The sequence below is a fragment of the Bacillus sp. 1A genome (assembly GCF_052682215.1).
In genome coordinates this window covers 1,728,844-1,743,220 of sequence record NZ_JBQYLZ010000001.1, presented here as the reverse complement: position 1 = coordinate 1,743,220, position 14,377 = coordinate 1,728,844, and the positions used below count along the sequence as shown (strand labels likewise).

Genomic DNA, 14,377 nt, shown 5'->3' with positions numbered 1-14,377 from the left:
ATATATGAAATTATTCCATTCTTTATAGGACAATATTTTATTTACGCCTTAACTTTATTGCGACGATTCAAACCAAATAATGTACCTATCGCTACAAGACATGCGCTTAGTGCCATCATTGCTACATTATTGGATGCTGTGTTTGGTAATTTTTCACCTTGTACAGCTGGCTTCGCTACTTCTTTTTTTACCGCACCATTTTTTTGTTGTACTTGTGCTGCTTCTTTTTTTGCCATATCATTTTTCAACTGTTCTTGTGCTGCTATCTTTTTCTCTTCTTCACTCTTTTGCGTGGCTTTTATCGCTTCCTCTTTTTTAGCCATATCACTTTTTTCTTGTACTTGTGCCGCTTGCTTTTTCTCTATATCATTTTTTTGCTGTTCCTTAATTGCTTCTTCTTTTTTAACTTTATCTTGCTGCAATTGCGCTGCTTCTTCCTTTGTTAATGTTCCAGTAGATGCACTCGCTACTGAAGAATATCCTACTGTTAAAAGTGCCATTGCACAAATTGGTAATAGTTTCTTTTTCATTTTATTTCTCTCCTTTTATACGTTTTACATCACTTCGCATCGGATGTATCACTAGAATAAACAAGAGATATAAATATAAAATGCAGATGAAATATATTTCATTTAAAGATTTCATTGTAGAAAAATTAAAAAACATCGCAATATATACGATGTTTTTTCGGGTGTGTGTCTCAATATTTACATGTTACTTTCGCGTGATTTAGAAGTAGAACGGGCCGGAGCGATAACTAATTGTCTCGGCTCAGTTTTCTTTAAGTGATTTTTGACGTTACACTTACGACGTTGAACAACCCACGCTTTAATAGGGTTTGTCAAAATAATCTTTTGCTCTTCGTTAGGGGCCTCTTCTTCAAACCTACAACTTTCGCTCCATTTATTCCATTTCATTATAAATTTAGAAGAAGAATGATCGTCTTCTCGATCAAACAAGTGCAAAAAATCCATTTCGCCAGCTAGCATTACGGTGTTGCTAGTTGCTAAAAAAGAAAAGGTCGTCCAACGTTTCTCCATGCCCTCCTACTCCTTTTTCACATATAGAGTGCCTAAAACTTAATTTACCTAAAATATGTTTGCCTTTTACCTTACACTTATAGTTTATCCAAAACACTACTATGCAACTATCGATTTGCCTTACAACTACCTTACATTTTTGTAAGAAACAAAAAACCTTCACTCTCTATACGTGAAGGTTTCTCAGTTCTCATCTATATGATCTTTCATATGATCGACTCCAGCTTCTTGCAGCTGTGACATCATACCGTGGGAAATTGCGCCTAATACTAAAGTCATTCCAATTAGTGAAATCCGAATCGCTGGTACATCAATTATGTAAGCTAAACTGCCAAGAACAATTGTTAAAAACAATGCTTTTATAAATGTTGCACTTGTATACTCTTTCTTTCTCATCATAACCACCCTTTTTGGAAGCGTTTTCTTGATATAATCAGTATATCATATCATCTGACTATTTTGTGGGGATTTCTGTAAAAAACTTATATCTTCTTTGACTTTTCCCTTTCTTTCCTTTACAGTCGAAATGTTCACAAGTTTTACACTGTAGGAGGACTCCAATGAATCTTGAAATAAAAGATACTTTAATTTCTGAAGAACAATTACAAGAAAAAGTAAAAGAACTAGCACTTCAAATCGAACGTGACTTTGAAGGAGAAGAAATCGTAGTAATCGCTGTATTAAAAGGATCTTTCGTATTCGCTGCCGATTTAATTCGTCACATTAAAAACGATGTAACAATCGACTTTATTTCTGCATCTAGCTACGGAAATCAAACAGAAACAACTGGAAAAGTAAAACTATTAAAAGATATCGATGTAAACATTACTGGAAAAAACGTAATTGTTGTAGAAGATATTATCGATTCTGGTTTAACACTTCACTTCTTAAAAGATCACTTCTTTATGCATAAACCGAAAGCATTGAAATTCTGTACGTTACTTGATAAACCTGAGCGTCGTAAAGTGGACTTAAAAGCTGAATATGTTGGCTTCCGAATTCCAGACGAATTTATCGTTGGCTACGGTATCGACTGCGCAGAAAAATATCGTAACTTACCATTTATCGCTTCAGTTGTAACGGAATAATATAATAAAATAAACTTCCACCATCAATTACTGGTGGAAGTTTATTTTCTATCACGATTCGTAAAAGACAAAGGGAGAGAATAAAAATGACAAAGACAAAATTTGAAAAAGTACTCCTCATCGTAAATCCAAAAGCAGGGCAAGGCGATTTACATACGAACTTAACGAAAATCGTACCACCTCTTGCAGCAGCCTTTCCTGACTTACATATCCTTCATACGAAAAAGCAAGGTGATGCAACAAAATATTGTCAGGAGTTTGCTAGTAAAGTAGATTTAATTATCGTCTTTGGTGGTGACGGCACTGTATTCGAATGTACAAATGGCTTAGCACCTCTTGAAACTAGACCTACACTTGCAATCATTCCAGGCGGAACTTGCAATGACTTCTCTCGTACGCTAGGCGTTCCGCAAAACATCGCAGAAGCGGCAAAACTCATTACACAAGGACATGTAAAACCAGTTGACGTCGCAAAAGCAAATGACCTACACTTCTTAAACTTCTGGGGCATTGGACTTGTCTCTGAAGTATCAAACAATATCGATGCGGAAGAGAAAGCAAAGCTTGGAAAAATCGGTTACTATTTAAGCACCATTCGAACTGTCAAAAATGCTGAAACATTCCCCGTAAAAATTACGTACGATGGACAAGTATATGAAGACGAATCCGTCCTTGTTATGGTTGGAAACGGTGAATACCTTGGCGGTATCCCGTCCTTTATTCCAAACGTAAAGTGCGACGACGGAACACTTGATATTTTCGTCGTAAAATCAACAGGCATTCAAGCGTTTAAAGACTATATCGGAAAGAAACTATTTGAAGACTCAAATGAAAATGACATCTTCCACGTAAAAGCGAAATCCATTCATATTGAAACAGAAGAAGAAAAAGAAGTAGATACAGATGGAGAAAGCTCACTTCATACACCTTGTCATATTGAACTATTACAAGGACACTTTACGATGATTTATAATCCTGCGGTTGTGTAATGAAAAAAGACGAGCTAAAATGTTAGCTCGTCTTTTTTCTTAGAAAGGTTTTAGTCTACTCTTTCATTTTTAATATGAGTTTTCGTAATCAAACTCCACCCAATTTTTCCAGTGCGTATTAGAATCCTTATTCACAATAATGCTTGGATCTTTCTTCTCTATTGCAGCGGCTACTGATTGGAAGAATTCATTTTCACTTACTTTCTCGTCTTCAACATGTTGCCATTCTTCCGTTTCATATGCTACTTCCCAATCACCTTCTAAGTCGATCTCTTCTAAAATTTCTTCTTTTTCCCACCATACTAATTTTCTAGCTTCGTCATTAGTCGCAAGCATACGCATGAAATATGTTGGATAGGACTCTGTCGTTTGTAATTCTATCCCATGATTCGTATAATCTTCTTCTGTAAATTCATATTCAAAACGATGATTACGAATTTTCACACTGCCTTTATGAATATCCAGTACGAATTCACCTTCATCATCAAATAATTCATAATCTCCATCATTTAATTGCAAAATACCATCATCACCAATTGAATGATTCATTCTATCACCATATACTTGAATATCATTACATCCCCCTAATGAACCTACACCAACAATTTGAAACACCATTAACCAATCCTTATTATCTTTAAAGAAAAGAGAGAATTTCACTTGTGAAATATCCATATATTCATTATCAAAGGTAGGGAATTCATAGTTACTTTGCTTTTTATCTAATAGTTTCAAAATATCTTTTTGCATCTGTATCATCTTCACCTCTATATAAGTTTTTTCAATTTCACTAGAGTATAACATAGACATATTTGTTTGCGACATTCTAATAATATTGCTAAAAAAATAGCAAAGTTTCCTGTTTGCATGCCCTAGTTCTTTTTAGATACAATGAAGGAAAGAAGCAACTTAATACAAGGGAGAGGACAAACTTTGTTCAACCAACAGTTAGTTAATTTACGCATTGATTTTGCATTTAAACAATTGTTTGGTACAAATGGTAGTGAAGATATTCTAATTGCATTTTTAAACGCTATGTTACAAAAGTCTTTAGAATCACCCATTGCTTCTCTACAACTAGAAGATCCACATTTACATCGGGAATATGAAGAGGATAAGTTATCTATTTTAGATATTTCAGCGACATTAAACACAGGAACAAAAGTAAATGTAGAAATACAGCTCAATAATAATCACGATATGATGAAACGTAGTTTATATTATTGGGGAAAATTATACACATCTCAATTACAAAAAGGTATGCCTTACAGTTCGCTTCATAAAACCATCACCATTAATTTATTGAACTTTATAATGTTCTCAGACCACAAAGAATTTCATACAACGGGCACATTATGGAATTCACAGCAACAAAAACTCTTGAGTGATGACATAGAAATTCACATTGTAGAAATTCCAAAGTTAACAAAACAATGGCATGAAGAAAAAGTAAATCCGTGGAAAGATCCATTTGTTCGTTGGCTTTTATTGCTTTCAGCAAATGAGGATGAACACTTAACTAAAACATTGGAGGATATTGCTATGAACCGAGATCCTATTTTACAAAAAGCAATAAACAAGTGGGAACGTATGAGTCAAGATTCCTCTTTCCGACAAGCCTATGACGCAAGGGAGAAAGTTTTAATGGATGAAGCAGCAAAATTCGCCCACGCAGAGACAGAAGGTATGAAAAGAGGTATGAAAAGAGGTATGGAAAAGGGCTTGGAAAAGGGCTTAGAAAAAGGCTTAGCAAAGGGCTTAGAACAAGGTATAGAAAAAGGTATAGAAAAAGGTATAGAAAAAGGGCGAAAAGAAGGGGTTCAACAAGGGAAAATTCAAATGATTAAAAGTATGCATGATCTTGGTATACCACTTGAAACAATTGCTAAAGCAAGTAAATTGAGTGTACATGAGGTTGAACATATTTTAGGACATAAATAGTAATAAAAAAGGCTTGAATTATTTCAAGCCTTTTTTATCACCTTTCCTCAATATCATCCAATTGAGTCTTATAACATTCATCACACTCCAGCATAGTAGGAAGAATCCCTCTTTCATCAGGTAATAAAACCCTCAAAACGTCTCGATCCATCTCTACGAAATACTTCATAATAATCGGATATTCTTCAATAATATTCGTATACTCAATTCCTTGTTCAAACTTTTTTCCGCTCTTTATTTCTTCTATTTTTAACATAAAAAATCCAAAACCATACAAGATGATTTCGGATTTCCTATAGTTAAAATATTAAATTACATTTCGAACAAAAAGGAGCAGAATTGCCTCTCCTAATTTTCGCATTACATTTTGGGCAATATACATATCTCTCTTCTATCTTTTCTCGTTCTATCATATGTAAGGATACTATTCTCATACTACACATAAATCCAATTAAAATAAGACTAACAATAAGTAGCATCACTCTCGCCTCCCCTCACTAAAGTTTACCATAAAATAACAAAACCGATTCCCACATTGAGAATCGGTTTTATATCTATAATCCTAACTTCATCTTCGCTCCATCAGGAATTTTATCCAGTGTTACTTGCACTTTATCATATAAGAACTTACCTCTCGTAAGCACATGCCAGTATGAATCTTTTGGTAATTCATCTACTTCGTCAATTGTAACTTCTTTTTCCTTACCATTTTCATCATAAGCTTTCACTTTATACTCACGACCTTTATTTCCACCTAACTCTTTACCATCGTTATCAATTATTGCATAATGGTCCTCTATATCAAGAAAGGGATTCATTTGATCTAGCTTAGCGCTCCCATTTAATAAATATGCCGCTCCTGCCACAATAACAAGTAATGACCCAAAAATAAATCTTTTCATCTATATTCCACCTTTCATTATGTTTTTCAATAAGACTTTTCTAAGTATAGAGAGCATTTCTTAATAAAAACTCGTACTGTTTCTTAACATTTTCTTAAACTAAAAGTGAAATGTTAATTAGCAAGATCAAAACAGAAAAAAGTAACTATTTACACTATAATTGACATTTTTACACCTTTAGTGTAAATTTACACTATAATAAAAAAGGAGCTGCATTATGGATAAACAAGAATTTATTGAACTCGTTAATTCAAAATTAAAACTCATCCGTGTTGAAAATGATTTATCACAAGATAAAATGTCAGAAATTATTGGTTTATCGAAGAAAACATTAGTGGAAATTGAAAAAGGAAGACGTACGCTAACATGGGCTGGCGCAGTTTGTGTCGTAACACTCTTTGAACAGAGCGATACAGTCCAAATGACATTTGGAGATGATGTGAATGAAATTATAAAAACGATCGCTTTTACACATTACAATACGAACTTCCCGAAGACTTTAGGAGGCAAAGTATGGTGGCGACAAATAAAAGAATTAAACGGTTATCAAATCCAACAAAATGTTTTATCTCAACACTATAGAATTTTAGATAAAGAAGACCGTAGAATATGTCATTCATTCGAATTGGATGAAATTGAACAAAGATTTACGGAAATGTCAAAAACGTCTCAATAAAAATAAATGTCGGAGTGTAATTCAAATGAACAAACATACAAGTATCACTATTTTAAATACGTTAATGATTAGCATGTTAATATTAAATTTATTTATTTTCACATCAAGAATGAGCTTTTTACCTTGGTATATTGAAGATGGCTGGGGATATTTAGGATTATTACTTACATCCTTTATTTTCTTAATTTGCTTCTTTCAATCTTCGAAGCTTCATAAAAACCGAAAGTTAACTACTCTACAAAAATTCATTCCACTTGCTTCTGCCGTACTTTCAATCTTTATGCTTATCATTCCATCAAGTGATTTTATGACTATATTAGCCAATCTGATCAATACAATTATATTGACCATTTATATAATTGTTTTTCAAACAAATCCTGATTTAGCTAATGAGAAACTATTACATTAAAAAGAAGGAGAGTTATTCTAAAAAATAACTCTCCTTCTTTTTAATTATAACCTGTTATACTACTCTCAATAATCATAAACCTTTATTCTATCTACTTACTCATCACTGTACTTCTTCTTTGCTTATACAAATAAACACCACTCACAACAAAAAAAACAATCCCGCCAAAATACACACCATACTCTATCGCAACTGCTACAATCCTTTCAATATGTTGTCCAAATAAAGAACCGAGTACAAAGTAAATGAATGTCCAAACAAACCCTGTCGTATAGGAATACAAAGCATATATCCTAAATGACATGTTATTCATTCCAACTAAATACGGTACGATATGTCTTACAACTGGTATGAAGTAACTTGTGACTAATGCATAGTGACCATATTTCTCTACCATTTGTTGAGATTTCAAAAGATATTTCGCCTTTTTCTTTTTCATTAGCTTATCAAGTACCTTCGTACCAAATATTTTTCCAAATATATACCCTAAAGATAGCCCTGATACAACGCCTAAATACGTTAATAAAAATGCAGGAATGACACTTAATATCCCTAGTGAAGATACAAAGCCACCACTCATTACGATCATTTCGTCTGGAATTGGCATACCGATAATACCTAACCATAAACAGAAAAATAATGCCCAATAACCGTATTGTTCAATATAAGATAATAATTCATGTAATTCCATTATGCATATGCTCTCCTTAGCTCTTTTTTACAGCTAAAGACGTACGCTGGTGGGAAATTGAGCCACACTTTTTCTAGTGTAATTTCAGGGAAGAAAAGCTGTATAAATCCTTTTTTCACAAGTGAATATTGAAATGTTATGAATTCGCCATTCTCATGTATCGCTTCCATTACATTGTTTAAAATGCCCTTTGAAACTTCTTCTGGCAAAGAAGTAAAAGGCAATCCTGATAAGACGTAATCAACACATTCTATATGGAACTCTTCCATATACTTCTTTATATTTTCGGCTGAACCATGTACAACAATGACGTTTTGCTCATCTTTAAACTTTCTCTTTAACTCTTTGCAAAACACTTCATTAATTTCAATAAGAAGAAATATTGTTTCTTTCTTCTTTCTCTTCATAATTTCTTTCGTAAAGACTCCTGTACCAGGCCCTAACTCTACGATGCATTTTGCTTTATTAAAATCAATTACATCTACCATTTTCTTTGCTAATATTTTTGAACTTGGCGCAATTGCACCAGTATGTTTCGGATGTTTTATAAATTCATGTAAGAATGTTATGAGTTGCATGTAAACCTCTCCCCATTCGTTCAATAGTTTTAACTTGTTTCTAAGTATAACTATCGTTTCTTAATAAAAATTGAGGAGATTTCTTAAGATTTTATGAAGAATGAAAAAACAGCTACCGCTTATATAGCGATAGCTGCTCATTTATTACTTCGCACTCACAATCTTATAATAAGAACGAACTGTTAGGAAGTAATATCCAATATAAATGACGCCGTATACTCCAATACTAATTAGGAGCGGGATCATAATTTCAAATGGTAATATATTTGCTAAACCTTTTAGTGCAAATAAGCTGTGCAGGATTCCGATTACTAACGGAATAGCGAAGATAAAGCTCACTTGTTTTGCGATAGCTTTCTTCATCTCTTGCTTCGTTACACCGACTTTATGAAGGACAACGTAACGATCACGGTCAGCACTTGCTTCTGTAAGCTGCTTGAAGTAAATGATTGAGCCTGTCGCTAATAGGAAGACTAATCCTAAAAATAGTCCAATGAACATCATTAAGCCTGTCGTTTCCAGCCCCATTTGGAATCCTGTATAGAAATCATTAAATGGTTTTAAAATTTCTGATTCACCAGCTGGCATAACGCTTGCTAATTTCGCTGTTAACTCTTTACTATTTCGCTCACCTTTTACATCAATATTTTTTACAATGCGCGTTTCGTTTACTTGTTTCGCTTGCTCATATGTTTGATCCGGAACGATTACAAATAGTTCATTTAAGTTTGTAACACTTCTACTATTTACACCTTTAATCTTTAACTCTTTTGATTCATTTCCGGCAGGGAATACAGCTGTATTTCCTGTGTAAAGAGGACCAAAATCAAGATTTTCAATATATAAGCTATCATATACAAAAGCTTCATTCGCACTTAAATTTACAGGTTCTACATCTAAATGTTTCGCAAGTGCATTAAAGTTTGATTGAGAAATAAGCTCGTACTGCTTCGTAACATTATAGTGCGTGTTCAGAACTTGATCCGCTCTTTCACCTTTAAATGTTCCTTTCACAGGAATCATTTCAACTTCTGCTTCATATGTCACTGGATGGTTATTCTTTTCTCCAGCAAGTATTTCATTTACTTTTTTATCTAATGCTTCATCTTTTTTCTCATAAGAATAACTATACGGTGCAGCCACTTTTGATTGCGTGAATGTATTGTAATACATCGTAACTGACGTACCAACCGCCGTTAATGTTACTGCACTTAAAATAGCAATTGTCGCAAGTGATTTCGCATTTCCTTTAATGCGATATAGTAACTGCGATGTCGTTACCATATTCATACCGTTATAAAACGCTGACTTGTTATTTCTTGCACGTTTCAATACAAATACTGTGAAGAACATGAACAATAAATAAGTTCCTGCTACTGTCGCTAATAAAATGTATAATGCAACGACCATAAAGTCTGCATACATAACTGCTTTCATGTACATTAACGCTAAGAAATAACCTGAACCGATTAAGAACACTGAAATTAATGCCATAATGACAGAGCCTTTTGGCATTGCTTCTCCTTCACGTTCTGCGCGGAAAAGTTCAATTAACTTAAAGCGATAAATTAAACGATATCCTTGAAGTGATGTATATAAAATAATCACAAAGAAAATAATTGCTGTATCAATAATGGCAGCCATCGGTACTTCAAAATGAACATTTAAGTTTAATCCCATCATACTTACTAATAACTCAAGGAATAATTTTGAAAGGACGCTACCAACCGCAATCCCGATAATTAAAGACATTAATCCCATTAACATATTTTCATAAAAGAGCATTTTACCGATTTGTCTTTTACGAATACCTAATAAGGAATAGAGTCCAACTTCTTTTTTACGTTTTCGTGTAAAGAAACCGTTTGAATATATAATGAACACTGCTACGAATATAATTAGCATGACACTGGAAACTTGGAACGCTCCACTAATTTTTTTAGAAGCTTCCGCTGCTTTTTCCATTTGTGAATTATATTGCAGTGCTTTAAATGTAAAATAAATAACAATACTAAAAATCATAGATGCAAAATATACAAAGTAGTCTTTAAAGTTCCGCTGTATGTTGCGGAGGGCAATGCTAGATAAGGTCATCAGCCATACCTCCAGAAATAGAAGACATTACGTCAACGACTTGTTGGAAGAACTGTTTGCGCGTTAATTCACCGCGGTGCAATTCTTTATATAACTCACCATCTTTAATGAAAATAACTCGTTTACAGTAACTCGCCGCAAACGCATCATGCGTTACCATTAAAATTGTAGAGTTATCATATTCATTTAACGACTTCATACTTTCAAGTAAATCTGTTGCTGATTTAGAATCAAGCGCTCCAGTTGGCTCATCCCCGAAAATCATACTTGGATTTGTAACAATCGCACGCGATGCTGCGCAGCGCTGTTTCTGTCCGCCAGATACTTGATATGGGAACTGACTTAAAATATGATCGATACCGAACTTTTTCGAGATTTCAAGAACACGACGATCAATTTCATTTGCCTTTACTTTTGATAACGCAAGAGGTAACGCAATATTCTCTTTTACCGTTAACGTATCTAATAAATTATAATCTTGGAAAATGAAACCTAAATGATCGCGGCGGAATAACGCTAACTTATCATCATTCATTTTCACGATATCTTTTCCATCAATTAAAATCTCACCGTTCGTCGCATTATCAATTGTAGAAAGAACGTTTAGTAAAGTCGTCTTACCCGAACCAGAAGGTCCCATAATTCCAACGAACTCACCTTCTTTTACTTGTAAGTTAATACCTTTTAACGCTGCAAATTTATTACCACCCGTGTCATACACTTTTTCAATATTTTTTGCTTCTAACACTGTTTTCATCTCGACATCCCTCATTTCTTCTATTCTCTATTTTCAACTATATACATTCTCTACTCTTGCCACTATCGATGTTTCTTACACAAACATGACAGTTATGTAAGGGCGGTAAGCAAAGAAATCAAAATTTAACCTAATGAATCAAAGTACTTTGTTACTATAACATTGGGATATCATGCCATCCATTCATTCTCCTTACAGGAACATTACAATTTTGTAAGGTGAAAAATGCACCCTACAAAGTTGTGCATGAAATGTCGGATGTGGCTATTTCTTTCCTGCTATTCTACTTACAGAGGAGGTCATTTAATGGATTCACTAAAAAATATGAATGCTGCAATGCAATATATTGAAGACAACCTGACAGATGAAATTAATTTTAAAGAAGTTGCACGGCTAGCACTCTGCTCTGAGTATCACTTTAAAAGAATGTTTTCATTTCTAGCTGGCATATCGCTGTCAGATTATATTCGCTGTAGACGCCTTACTCTCGCTGCTTTTGAACTAAAAGATAGCGATGCAAAAGTCATTGATGTCGCTATAAAATATGGGTACAACTCTCCAGATTCTTTTACACGTGCTTTTCAAAACTTGCACGGCATAACACCTTCAGAGGCCCGAAATAGTAGTCATTCTTTGAAAGCTTATTCACCAATGACCTTCCAACTATCCATTCAAGGAGGAAATGAAATGAACTATCGAATTGAAGCAAAAGACTCATTTCGAATTATAGGTATTACAAAACGAGTACCAATCGTTTTCAATGGTGTAAATGAAGAAATTGCTTCTATGTGGAAAAGTTTAAACCCACAGTCCATTCAAACATTAAAGATGCTTTCAAATGTGGAACCACATGGAATCATTAGTGCTTCTACTAACTTTTCTGAAGGAAGAATGGAGGAAAAAGGAGAACTCGATCACTACATTGGAGTAGCCTCAATGAAAGATTGTCCAGAGCAATTCGCACAACTTGAAGTCGCATCTTCAACGTGGGCCGTATTTGAAGCTGTCGGTCCATTTCCTGAAACATTACAAAATGTATGGGGACGCATTTATTCCGAGTGGTTCCCTTCCTCAAACTATGAACTAGCGGAAGGACCAGAAATATTGTGGAATGAACAGAAAGATATATCCTCCCCAAACTTTAAAAGTGAAATTTGGATACCTGTTTTGAAGAAATAAAAAATAAAGCTGCTTTTCCTTAAAAGGAAAAGCAGCTTTTATTTACATTTTTAGTTCTTTTTATAAGCGACGTGGGAATATCCCATCATTAGTCTCTCTGTACCAATAATTATAAATTGTCCCCATAACCTTTTTACTTTTCACACTTTTGACCTATACTGTTTATTAGCCTACATTTCAACATAATGAAAAGACTTGAAACACATGATACACTATAGCTACAATTGTTTTTTTAGGAGGAATATACATATGTATAAAATTTTAATCGTTGAAGACGATCCAAATATTTCATCATTACTACAATCTCACATTCAAAAATACGGCTATGAAGCTGTTGTTGCAGAGAATTTCGATGATATTATGGAATCGTTTAATGCAGTGAAACCACATCTTGTTTTACTTGATGTAAACTTACCGAAATTCGATGGATTCTACTGGTGCCGTCAAATTCGTCATGAATCTACTTGTCCAATTATTTTCATTTCAGCGCGTGCTGGCGAGATGGAACAAATTATGGCGATTGAAAGCGGTGCGGATGATTATATTACGAAACCGTTCCACTACGACGTTGTAATGGCAAAAATTAAAGGTCAATTACGCCGTATTTACGGTGATTATGCACCAAATATTTCAGAACGTATCGTTGAAGTGGAGGGTTTAAAACTATTCCCTGAACGCCCAGAAATTCATTTTGGAACTGAGCAAGTTCTTTTAACGAAGAAAGAGGCTATTTTAGCAGAAATGTTATTATCTAAATTCCCTCGTACAGCGAGCCGTGAAGATTTACTAGCTGCCCTATGGGACGACGAAAGCTTCGTTGAAGAAAATACATTAAACGTAAACATTACGCGTCTTCGTAAAAAGTTCAATGAGCTTGGTATTGAAAATGCTATTGAAACAGTACGTGGACTTGGGTATCGTTTTAACACAACTTGGAGTGAATAAGCATGAAGCTATTTTTACGTGATCATTTTGCATTTTTTCTACTATACGTATTAAACTTCGGTATCATCTTCGTTCTTTATGATGCAGTAGATGGATTTCAAAATAATAAATTTTACTTCGTCGTTTTAAGTTTATATTTATTCATTTGTTTCCTCGCTTATCGTTACGTTCGCAATCGTAGAATGTACCATAGATTAAGTGAGCAACCAGAGAAAATGGAAGATGCGTTTATTGAAAGAGCAACTGCTCCGATGCCCCACGGCGTAAATGAACTCGTGCGTACGCAGTATCGTCTCTTCCAAAAAGAACTACAATCGTATGAAGTAAAACAACAAGAACATCAATTATTCATTAACCACTGGGTGCATCAAATGAAGACACCTGTTTCTGTTATGCAGCTTATGGTGCTCGAAATGGAAGATGAACATTTGATTCCGAAATTCAAAAAAGAATTAGAACGATTAAATCAAGGGCTCGATATGGCTTTATATATGGCAAGGTTAAATAACTTCCATGAAGATTTCCATGTTGAGACGATTTCATTAAAAGATGCGGTAACAAAAAATATTAATGGATTAAAAGAACTCTTCATTCGAAACGGGGTCTTCCCTGTTTTAGAAGTTCATTCCGATTTAAAGGTCGCTTCTGATGCGAAATGGCTAAAATTCATTATTTATCAGTTAATGACAAATGCCGTTCGTTACTCTGGTGAGCGTGGAAAGAAAGTTTTCTTATCTGCTTACCGAAACGGAAAAGATATTATTTTAGAAGTTCGCGATGAAGGTGTTGGTATTCCGCAAGAAGATATTCGAAGAGTATTTGAACCGTTTTACACTGGGAAAAATGGTCGCGCATTCGGAGAATCTACTGGTATGGGACTTTATATTGTAAGTAAAATTTGTGATTATTTAGGTCACTCTGTCAAACTAGATTCTGAAGTTGGTAAAGGAACGACGATTAAAATCATCTTCCACAACGCTGCAAATAATCAAGCAGAACATACGGAGAAGGTGACCGAAGCATGATCGTAACATATGCAAGCAAAATGTATGAGAACTCACTCTCATACATTTTTTGCAATAAAACTA

Annotated in this window: 19 protein-coding genes; 8 read left to right on the top strand and 11 right to left on the bottom strand. The window is 34.3% G+C overall.

What is annotated here, in order from left to right:
* Positions 1-41 precede the first annotated feature (41 nt).
* The 3 genes from ACUN0F_RS08780 to ACUN0F_RS08770 all read right to left on the bottom strand — a co-directional run bounded on the left by ACUN0F_RS08780 (position 42) and on the right by ACUN0F_RS08770 (position 1,439).
* Entirely contained in the window at positions 42-530 is a 489-nt protein-coding gene (locus tag ACUN0F_RS08780; protein ID WP_098057801.1) for an LPXTG cell wall anchor domain-containing protein, read from the bottom strand.
* A 177-nt stretch (positions 531-707) separates the two neighbouring features.
* Positions 708-1,040, bottom strand: a complete 333-nt coding sequence (locus ACUN0F_RS08775) for a hypothetical protein (protein WP_445539383.1) — start codon at positions 1,038-1,040, stop codon at positions 708-710.
* A 183-nt stretch (positions 1,041-1,223) separates the two neighbouring features.
* The gene (locus ACUN0F_RS08770; RefSeq protein WP_002096247.1) at positions 1,224-1,439 is read right to left on the bottom strand and encodes a hypothetical protein; all 216 of its coding nucleotides are present in this window, start codon (positions 1,437-1,439) and stop codon (positions 1,224-1,226) included.
* A gap of 161 nt (positions 1,440-1,600) precedes the next feature.
* Between ACUN0F_RS08770 and hpt the strand changes: the two genes are divergently transcribed.
* Both hpt and ACUN0F_RS08760 read left to right on the top strand, forming a co-directional pair.
* Positions 1,601-2,128, top strand: a complete 528-nt coding sequence (gene hpt / locus ACUN0F_RS08765; RefSeq protein ID WP_264462731.1) for a hypoxanthine phosphoribosyltransferase — start codon at positions 1,601-1,603, stop codon at positions 2,126-2,128.
* Between the two features lie 86 nt (positions 2,129-2,214).
* Positions 2,215-3,117 (top strand): diacylglycerol/lipid kinase family protein, encoded by a 903-nt coding sequence (locus ACUN0F_RS08760; RefSeq protein WP_445539382.1) that lies wholly within the window; start codon positions 2,215-2,217, stop codon positions 3,115-3,117.
* A gap of 69 nt (positions 3,118-3,186) precedes the next feature.
* Here the strand turns inward: ACUN0F_RS08760 and ACUN0F_RS08755 are convergent, their stop codons facing one another.
* Positions 3,187-3,867 (bottom strand): DUF7003 family protein, encoded by a 681-nt coding sequence (locus tag ACUN0F_RS08755; RefSeq protein WP_445540812.1) that lies wholly within the window; start codon positions 3,865-3,867, stop codon positions 3,187-3,189.
* A gap of 183 nt (positions 3,868-4,050) precedes the next feature.
* Between ACUN0F_RS08755 and ACUN0F_RS08750 the strand changes: the two genes are divergently transcribed.
* A complete protein-coding gene (locus ACUN0F_RS08750; RefSeq protein WP_445539381.1) occupies positions 4,051-5,058 on the top strand; it encodes an Rpn family recombination-promoting nuclease/putative transposase in 1,008 nt (335 codons plus the stop codon).
* 37 nt (positions 5,059-5,095) lie between these two features.
* Here ACUN0F_RS08750 and ACUN0F_RS08745 read toward each other — a convergent pair whose 3' ends face one another.
* The 3 genes from ACUN0F_RS08745 to ACUN0F_RS08735 form a co-directional block, all read right to left on the bottom strand.
* The gene (locus ACUN0F_RS08745) at positions 5,096-5,314 is read right to left on the bottom strand and encodes a hypothetical protein (RefSeq protein ID WP_445539380.1); all 219 of its coding nucleotides are present in this window, start codon (positions 5,312-5,314) and stop codon (positions 5,096-5,098) included.
* A 43-nt stretch (positions 5,315-5,357) separates the two neighbouring features.
* The gene (locus tag ACUN0F_RS08740) at positions 5,358-5,537 is read right to left on the bottom strand and encodes a hypothetical protein (RefSeq protein ID WP_088059977.1); all 180 of its coding nucleotides are present in this window, start codon (positions 5,535-5,537) and stop codon (positions 5,358-5,360) included.
* A 75-nt stretch (positions 5,538-5,612) separates the two neighbouring features.
* On the bottom strand, positions 5,613-5,960 hold the full coding sequence (locus ACUN0F_RS08735; RefSeq protein ID WP_445539379.1) for a YxeA family protein: 348 nt from the start codon (positions 5,958-5,960) through the stop codon (positions 5,613-5,615).
* Positions 5,961-6,177: 217 nt separating this feature from the next.
* Between ACUN0F_RS08735 and ACUN0F_RS08730 the strand changes: the two genes are divergently transcribed.
* Complete coding sequence (locus ACUN0F_RS08730; protein WP_046956102.1) at positions 6,178-6,636, top strand: helix-turn-helix transcriptional regulator; 459 nt, start codon at positions 6,178-6,180, stop codon at positions 6,634-6,636.
* Between the two features lie 25 nt (positions 6,637-6,661).
* Positions 6,662-7,045, top strand: a complete 384-nt coding sequence (locus ACUN0F_RS08725) for a hypothetical protein (RefSeq protein WP_445539378.1) — start codon at positions 6,662-6,664, stop codon at positions 7,043-7,045.
* Positions 7,046-7,136: 91 nt separating this feature from the next.
* Here ACUN0F_RS08725 and ACUN0F_RS08720 read toward each other — a convergent pair whose 3' ends face one another.
* From ACUN0F_RS08720 to ACUN0F_RS08705, 4 genes are all read right to left on the bottom strand, one after another.
* Complete coding sequence (locus ACUN0F_RS08720) at positions 7,137-7,736, bottom strand: DedA family protein (RefSeq protein ID WP_445539377.1); 600 nt, start codon at positions 7,734-7,736, stop codon at positions 7,137-7,139.
* Positions 7,736-8,314 (bottom strand): class I SAM-dependent methyltransferase, encoded by a 579-nt coding sequence (locus tag ACUN0F_RS08715; RefSeq protein WP_001176055.1) that lies wholly within the window; start codon positions 8,312-8,314, stop codon positions 7,736-7,738. The genes ACUN0F_RS08720 and ACUN0F_RS08715 overlap by 1 nt, the downstream gene beginning before the upstream one ends.
* A 144-nt stretch (positions 8,315-8,458) precedes the next feature.
* On the bottom strand, positions 8,459-10,408 hold the full coding sequence (locus tag ACUN0F_RS08710; protein WP_000176142.1) for an ABC transporter permease: 1,950 nt from the start codon (positions 10,406-10,408) through the stop codon (positions 8,459-8,461).
* Positions 10,395-11,165, bottom strand: a complete 771-nt coding sequence (locus tag ACUN0F_RS08705) for an ABC transporter ATP-binding protein (RefSeq protein ID WP_000859653.1) — start codon at positions 11,163-11,165, stop codon at positions 10,395-10,397. Before ACUN0F_RS08705 ends, ACUN0F_RS08710 begins: the two co-directional genes overlap by 14 nt.
* A 306-nt stretch (positions 11,166-11,471) precedes the next feature.
* On the opposite strand from ACUN0F_RS08705, the gene ACUN0F_RS08700 reads away from it, so the two are divergent.
* The 3 genes from ACUN0F_RS08700 (at position 11,472) to ACUN0F_RS08690 (ending at position 14,314) form a co-directional block, all read left to right on the top strand.
* A complete protein-coding gene (locus tag ACUN0F_RS08700) occupies positions 11,472-12,344 on the top strand; it encodes an AraC family transcriptional regulator (RefSeq protein WP_445539376.1) in 873 nt (290 codons plus the stop codon).
* 249 nt (positions 12,345-12,593) lie between these two features.
* A complete protein-coding gene (locus tag ACUN0F_RS08695; protein WP_000276740.1) occupies positions 12,594-13,289 on the top strand; it encodes a response regulator transcription factor in 696 nt (231 codons plus the stop codon).
* Between the two features lie 2 nt (positions 13,290-13,291).
* A complete protein-coding gene (locus ACUN0F_RS08690; protein WP_000765337.1) occupies positions 13,292-14,314 on the top strand; it encodes a sensor histidine kinase in 1,023 nt (340 codons plus the stop codon).
* The last annotated feature ends 63 nt before the right edge of the window (positions 14,315-14,377 follow it).

What these genes read in the sequence shown, in the direction of transcription:
- ACUN0F_RS08780 (WP_098057801.1), bottom strand. Translation starts at nt 530, where the DNA reads ATGAAAAAGAAACTATTACCAATTTGTGCAATGGCACTTTTAACAGTA.
- ACUN0F_RS08775 (WP_445539383.1), bottom strand. Translation starts at nt 1,040, where the DNA reads ATGGAGAAACGTTGGACGACCTTTTCTTTTTTAGCAACTAGCAACACC.
- ACUN0F_RS08770 (WP_002096247.1), bottom strand. Translation starts at nt 1,439, where the DNA reads ATGATGAGAAAGAAAGAGTATACAAGTGCAACATTTATAAAAGCATTG.
- hpt (WP_264462731.1), top strand. Translation starts at nt 1,601, where the DNA reads ATGAATCTTGAAATAAAAGATACTTTAATTTCTGAAGAACAATTACAA.
- ACUN0F_RS08760 (WP_445539382.1), top strand. Translation starts at nt 2,215, where the DNA reads ATGACAAAGACAAAATTTGAAAAAGTACTCCTCATCGTAAATCCAAAA.
- ACUN0F_RS08755 (WP_445540812.1), bottom strand. Translation starts at nt 3,867, where the DNA reads ATGCAAAAAGATATTTTGAAACTATTAGATAAAAAGCAAAGTAACTAT.
- ACUN0F_RS08745 (WP_445539380.1), bottom strand. Translation starts at nt 5,314, where the DNA reads ATGTTAAAAATAGAAGAAATAAAGAGCGGAAAAAAGTTTGAACAAGGA.
- ACUN0F_RS08740 (WP_088059977.1), bottom strand. Translation starts at nt 5,537, where the DNA reads ATGCTACTTATTGTTAGTCTTATTTTAATTGGATTTATGTGTAGTATG.
- ACUN0F_RS08735 (WP_445539379.1), bottom strand. Translation starts at nt 5,960, where the DNA reads ATGAAAAGATTTATTTTTGGGTCATTACTTGTTATTGTGGCAGGAGCG.
- ACUN0F_RS08730 (WP_046956102.1), top strand. Translation starts at nt 6,178, where the DNA reads ATGGATAAACAAGAATTTATTGAACTCGTTAATTCAAAATTAAAACTC.
- ACUN0F_RS08725 (WP_445539378.1), top strand. Translation starts at nt 6,662, where the DNA reads ATGAACAAACATACAAGTATCACTATTTTAAATACGTTAATGATTAGC.
- ACUN0F_RS08720 (WP_445539377.1), bottom strand. Translation starts at nt 7,736, where the DNA reads ATGGAATTACATGAATTATTATCTTATATTGAACAATACGGTTATTGG.
- ACUN0F_RS08715 (WP_001176055.1), bottom strand. Translation starts at nt 8,314, where the DNA reads ATGCAACTCATAACATTCTTACATGAATTTATAAAACATCCGAAACAT.
- ACUN0F_RS08710 (WP_000176142.1), bottom strand. Translation starts at nt 10,408, where the DNA reads ATGACCTTATCTAGCATTGCCCTCCGCAACATACAGCGGAACTTTAAA.
- ACUN0F_RS08705 (WP_000859653.1), bottom strand. Translation starts at nt 11,165, where the DNA reads ATGAAAACAGTGTTAGAAGCAAAAAATATTGAAAAAGTGTATGACACG.
- ACUN0F_RS08700 (WP_445539376.1), top strand. Translation starts at nt 11,472, where the DNA reads ATGGATTCACTAAAAAATATGAATGCTGCAATGCAATATATTGAAGAC.
- ACUN0F_RS08695 (WP_000276740.1), top strand. Translation starts at nt 12,594, where the DNA reads ATGTATAAAATTTTAATCGTTGAAGACGATCCAAATATTTCATCATTA.
- ACUN0F_RS08690 (WP_000765337.1), top strand. Translation starts at nt 13,292, where the DNA reads ATGAAGCTATTTTTACGTGATCATTTTGCATTTTTTCTACTATACGTA.